The following is a 5,360-nucleotide window of genomic DNA, read 5'->3' on the forward strand; positions in this document are numbered from 1 at the left end:
GCGGCTCGATTCAGAAGGCTGGCGAGAGACTATGAGCGGCTGGCCACAACTCTGGCTGCATTACACTATCTCGCATTCGCCTGCCTGATGCTCGCAAATCTGGTAAAGACATGCGCGCAAAGTTAATAACAGGCTCTAGGCATCGAAAAGGACTGGCTTTCACGGTCCATAGAGCGGCAGGACCAATTATCCTTTACTTTGGGCTTCCGGAAAGAAGGCGGACCCTGGCAGCCATTATCCTGAGCATGGGCCATATGAGTAGTTTCAATCCCGCTGCATTTCTTGCCACTTCCGGTCTCGGCAGAAGAATCGTCCAGTTCAAACCTCGCGAGAATTTCTTCTCTCAAGGAGAACCGGCAGACTCCGTCTTCTATCTCCAAAAGGGCCGCGCCAAAGTTACTGTCGTTTCCGCTGCCGGCAAAGAAGCAACCATCACCCTGCTCGCGGCCCATGACTTCGTCGGCGAGGAAGCGCTCGCATCAGTCATAGGCCTGCGTCTGGCCACGGCCACCGCCATCACCGGCTGCACCGCCCTCAAAATCATGAGGGAAGAGATGACCCGCGCCATGCGCGAGGAAAATGCGTTCTCCAGCGTTTTCCTCGCATTCCTGCTTGCGCGCACCATGCGAGTGCAGGCTGATCTGGTCGACCACCTGTTCAACTCCAGCGAGCGACGCCTCGCTCGCATCCTCTTGCTCATGGCGGAGTTTGGCAAGCCCGGCGAGCCTGAAACCCTCATCCCTGCCATAACTCAGGAGACCCTGGCGGACATGATCGGCACCACCCGTTCGCGCGTCAGCTTCTTCATGAATCGCTTTCGCAAGCTCGGGTTTGTTGACTACAACGGCCGCATTCGCGTTCACAAGTCGCTGCTCAACGTCATCCTCCACGACCAGCTACCCGATGACAATGCCAGGACGCCGGACATGCAGGAAAGTCCACAGCCACGCCGCAAACCTCCAAAGAAAAATAGCCTCGCTCCCCGGAAGAAATAGCAGCACGGCAGCGTCGCCCTAAGCACCTCGACGCTTTCGATTGTTGAAGATCCCACGCGCCTTCACAAAAGCATCGGCGATCGATGTCAGCGCAATAAGGCACGCCGTGCCCGCGGCAACTCGCATATTGCCAGCAACTTCTAATCCTTCCAGCCTCCGGAATCAGGCTCAAGTGTGTATAGAAATGACCATACAAAGAATCAACCTCGAACCATACTGGAAATTAACCAGCCAGGCATTTTCTTTCCCTTGGATACTATTGCTTATCGCAAGCTGAATCGACAGCTTCTCCCCCTAATGTGCAGCCAGAAGAGGCGCTCCGCGGCACATCATCATTCACCACGCACACGCAGGCGATTGGGTCCCACCCGCTGATTAGGAGTAGATGATGGATTCCACCCTTGGTGCGCTCGCAGCCGCTAATGGAATGGCGATGCCCGGCATCAGACGGCCCCTGCCCATCGAGATGCTCCCTCTCGGCATTGCCGGCCTTGACGACATTCTGGGCGGCGGCCTGGCGCACAATCACCTCTATCTCATTGAAGGCGATCCCGGCACCGGCAAGACCACCATCGCCATGCAGTTTCTTATGGAGGGTGCACGATGCGGCAAGAAGGGCCTCTATGTCACCCTTTCTGAATCGAAGGAAGAATTACTCGAGATCGCCGATTCCCACGGATGGATGCTCGATGGCATTGACCTGTTCGAACTCGTCGCGGACGAAAACCAGCTCAAGCCGGAAACCCAGTACACAGTCTTCAGCCCTTCTGAAATCGAACTTGCTGACACCACACACGCAGTGCTGGCCGAGGTCGAACGCCTTCAGCCGGCCCTCGTGGTGCTTGACTCTCTTTCTGAATTGCGCCTTCTTTCCCGCGATTCGCTGCGCTATCGCCGGCAGATCCTCGGGCTTAAGAAATACTTTTCCGCGCATAAATGTACCGTGCTCCTCCTGGACGATCGCACCGCCGACGGCCAGGATATGCAGCTCCAGAGCATAGCCCACGGCGTCATCATGCTGGAGAATGTGGAGCGGGAATACGGCATCAATAAACGCCGCCTCCAGGTTAAGAAGCTGCGCGGAGCTCAATTCCGCGAAGGCTTCCATGACTTTTCCATCAACCGGGGTGGCGTTGAAGTCTATCCCAGGCTTGTGGCCGCCGAGCACCTGCCCACGCTGCAGCCCACGCAGCTAAAGAGCGGTCTCAATGCCCTCGATGCGCTGCTAGGCGGAGGCCTTGACAGCGGCACCAGCACGCTTCTGCTTGGACCCGCCGGTTGTGGCAAATCCACCATCGCCGTTCGCTATGCCGTCAGCGTTGTGGAACAGGGCAGCCGCGCCGCAATCTTCGCTTTCGATGAAACCCTGGCCACGCTGGTCATCCGCTCAAGGGGACTGGGGCTGGACATCAGCAAACATGTCGAAAGCAAAAACCTGACCCTCCGCCAGATCAATTCCGCCGAACTCTCGCCTGGCCAACTTGTGCACGAGATACGAAAGATGGTCGAAGAGCAGGATTTGAAACTGCTGATCATCGACAGCCTCAACGGCCTGCTCAGTGCCATGCCCGGCGAGCAATTCCTCGCCATGCAACTGCACGAGCTGCTCGGGTTCCTCAATCAGAAGGGGGTCACAACTCTGCTGACGCTGGCGCAGCACGGCTTTGTCGGCTCCAATATCGATACGCCGGTGGATGTAAGCTACCTGGCCGACACCGTTCTGCTGTTCCGCTACTTCGAAGCCGCAGGTGAGGTGAAAAAAGCGCTGTCCGTCATCAAGAAGCGCAGCGGAGAACACGAACGCACCATTCGCGAACTGGTGATGAGAGGCGGGAAGATTGTGGTCGGGAATGCGCTTACAGATTTTCACGGCGTGTTGACTGGTTCTCCCACTTATCAGGGCAAAGCCAAAAGCCTCCAGGGTTCGACATCGACCGCAAAGCCGAGCGCGACGGAATGACAGCGACAGTCGATGAACTTCTCGTTCTCGTCGTTGCCCCTACCGGGCGAGACGGCGAGCTCATCTGCGGCCTCCTCGGGGAGCAGAACTTCCCCTCCCTGTTGTTCCCGAGTTCGCAAAAAGCACGCATCGGAATGGAAGCGGGAGCAGGGGTCGTCATCCTCGCGGAAGAGGCGCTCCCCCTTGACGAAATTGAACTGTGGGCAGCGGAAGTGTGCCGGCAGCCCTCCTGGTCCGACATCTTCTTCATCCTCCTCACTCTACCGGGAGAACGCAGCCGGAAAAGGATGCTGGCTCAACAGCCGCTTGGCAACGTGGTGCTGCTTGAACGCCCGGTTCGCCCTGAGACGCTAATCAGCACGGTTCGCACCGCGCTGCGCAGCCGCCAGCGCCAATATGAAATGAGAGACCACCTGATCGAGGTCCGCCTGGCCCAAGATGCGCTTCGCAAATCGGAAAAGCTGGTGGTTGCCGGCCGCCTCGCCCTCAGCATCTCGCACGAGATCAATAATCCTCTCGCGGCGGTCACGAATCTGCTCTACCTGATCGGGCTATCTACGTCGCTCGATGAAGTAACACGCCTCACCGACACCGCGGCCCTTGAGTTGGCGCGCGTGTCTGAAATCGTCAGCCAAACCCTCCGGTTCTATCGCGACCCCGGTAAGCCAACCCTCGTCCACATCAGCGAAATCGTGGACTCGGCGCTCGCCCTTTATAAGCCCAGGCTGGCCTTCGCTGACATCGCGATTGAACGCGATTTCCGCGACTGCTCGCCGATTCTCGCCATGGCCGGCGAACTGCGGCAGGTCACCCTTAACCTCATCGGCAATGCCTTCGATGCGATCGGGCGTGACGGCAGGCTCAAAATCCGCGCAGCCAACGCACGCCAGCACAGCAACGGCTCGCTGCGGGGAATTCGCCTGACCATCGGCGATACCGGCACCGGCATTCATCGCGATGTCCGCGGTTCCCTGTTCGAGCCCTTTGTCAGCACAAAGGGCGATACCGGCACAGGTCTGGGCTTGTGGCTGAGTTCAGAGATCGTCCGTAAACACGGCGGCACCATCCAGGTGAAGAGCCGCGCCGTCTCGCCATATTCAGGCACAGTCTTCTCGGTCTTTCTCCCACTGGAGCTTCATTCTGAAGTGCATGCGCCGCCACAAACCCATGAACTCGAAAGGGTCCAATTCCGGCAATCGGATCGCGGATGAGATCTTTCACACCAAAATGGGGCTCGCTCGGAGGCGCCATTCTGGCGCTGCTTGCACTGCTCTGCTCAAGCGCAAATCTCTCTGCATATTCGGTTCTGACGCACGAAGAAATTGTCGATTTGATGTGGAGCTCCGAAATCCGCCCGCTCCTATTGCAGCGTTACTCAGATCTCACGCCAGAGCAGATCACCGAAGCGCATGCCTACGCCTATGGCGGATCGGTGATCCAGGATCTTGGATACTATCCATTCGGAAACCCGCAATTCAGCGATCTCGTCCACTACGTCCGCAGCGGAGACTTTGTCGCCGAGTTGCTTCGCCAGAGCCACGATGCCAACGAGTACGCATTCGCACTGGGCGCGCTTTCGCACTATGTCGCCGACCTCGTCGGACATCCGGCGGTGAATGCCTCCGTGGCGCTCCGCTACCCCAAACTGCGGGCCAGGTTTGGCAACTCCGTTCGATATGCGCAGGATAAGACTGCCCATCTCAAGACCGAGTTCGGTTTCGACACCTTGCAAATAGCAAAGAACCGGTACGCGTCAGAGCAATACCACGCTTTCATCGGGTTCAAGGTCGCACAGCCCTTGCTGGAGCGGACGTTCCCCGTCATTTACGGGCTGCAACTCAAGCAAGTGCTTGCCCATGAAGACCTGGCGATTGGCTCGTACCGGTTCTCTGTCAGCCGCTTGATTCCGCAAATGACCAAGGTCGCCTTGCGCACACACAAGAAGGAACTGATGCAAGAGATGCCCGGCTTTGCGAAGAGACGCTTCCTCTATCGCTTATCTCGGTCCGACTACGAGCGCAACTGGGGAAAGACCTATACCGAGGCCGACTTCGGAACACGAGTACTCTCGGCGCTCTTGCGATTCATGCCCAAAATCGGCCCCTTCAAGGGGATGGGGTTCGATAATCCGACTGCCAGGACGGAGGACCTCTATATCAAGAGCATCAATGCGACTCTCGACCGCTACCAGGTCCTGCTTGAAAGGGTAGGTCCCGGCACGCTGCTGCTGCCCAATTGCGATCTCGATGATGGCAACGTCACCGCAGGCGCAGAGTACTCGCTGGCAGATCAGGCCTACGCAACCCTGCTGGCCAGGTTGGCGGCGCAGAACTTCGATGGCACCACGCCTCAATTGCGCGATAACATTTTGGCCTTTTACACCGATCGCTCGCTGCCCATCCAGA

4 protein-coding genes are annotated in these 5,360 nt (G+C 57.9%); all 4 read left to right on the top strand.

The annotated features are described in order from the left end of the window. Nucleotides 1-110 precede the first annotated feature (110 nt). On the top strand, nucleotides 111-995 hold the full coding sequence (locus VGL22_RS01410) for a Crp/Fnr family transcriptional regulator (protein WP_465265087.1): 885 nt from the start codon (nucleotides 111-113) through the stop codon (nucleotides 993-995). Between the two features lie 385 nt (nucleotides 996-1,380). Then, nucleotides 1,381-2,955 (top strand): ATPase domain-containing protein, encoded by a 1,575-nt coding sequence (locus tag VGL22_RS01415; protein WP_465265088.1) that lies wholly within the window; start codon nucleotides 1,381-1,383, stop codon nucleotides 2,953-2,955. Continuing rightward, nucleotides 2,952-4,166, top strand: a complete 1,215-nt coding sequence (locus tag VGL22_RS01420; protein WP_465265089.1) for a two-component system sensor histidine kinase NtrB — start codon at nucleotides 2,952-2,954, stop codon at nucleotides 4,164-4,166. The genes VGL22_RS01415 and VGL22_RS01420 overlap by 4 nt, the downstream gene beginning before the upstream one ends. Continuing rightward, a partial coding sequence (locus tag VGL22_RS01425; protein WP_465265090.1) for a zinc dependent phospholipase C family protein occupies nucleotides 4,163-5,360 on the top strand: 1,198 nt, incomplete at its 3' end. The genes VGL22_RS01420 and VGL22_RS01425, both read left to right, overlap by 4 nt.

This window comes from Occallatibacter sp. (assembly GCF_036502485.1).
Taxonomy (GTDB): domain Bacteria; phylum Acidobacteriota; class Terriglobia; order Terriglobales; family Acidobacteriaceae; genus Telmatobacter.

Bases quoted from the DNA above. Each gene is read 5' to 3' on its own strand.
- VGL22_RS01420 (WP_465265089.1), top strand. From the start codon at position 2,952: ATGACAGCGACAGTCGATGAACTTCTCGTTCTCGTCGTTGCCCCTACC.
- VGL22_RS01415 (WP_465265088.1), top strand. From the start codon at position 1,381: ATGATGGATTCCACCCTTGGTGCGCTCGCAGCCGCTAATGGAATGGCG.
- VGL22_RS01410 (WP_465265087.1), top strand. From the start codon at position 111: ATGCGCGCAAAGTTAATAACAGGCTCTAGGCATCGAAAAGGACTGGCT.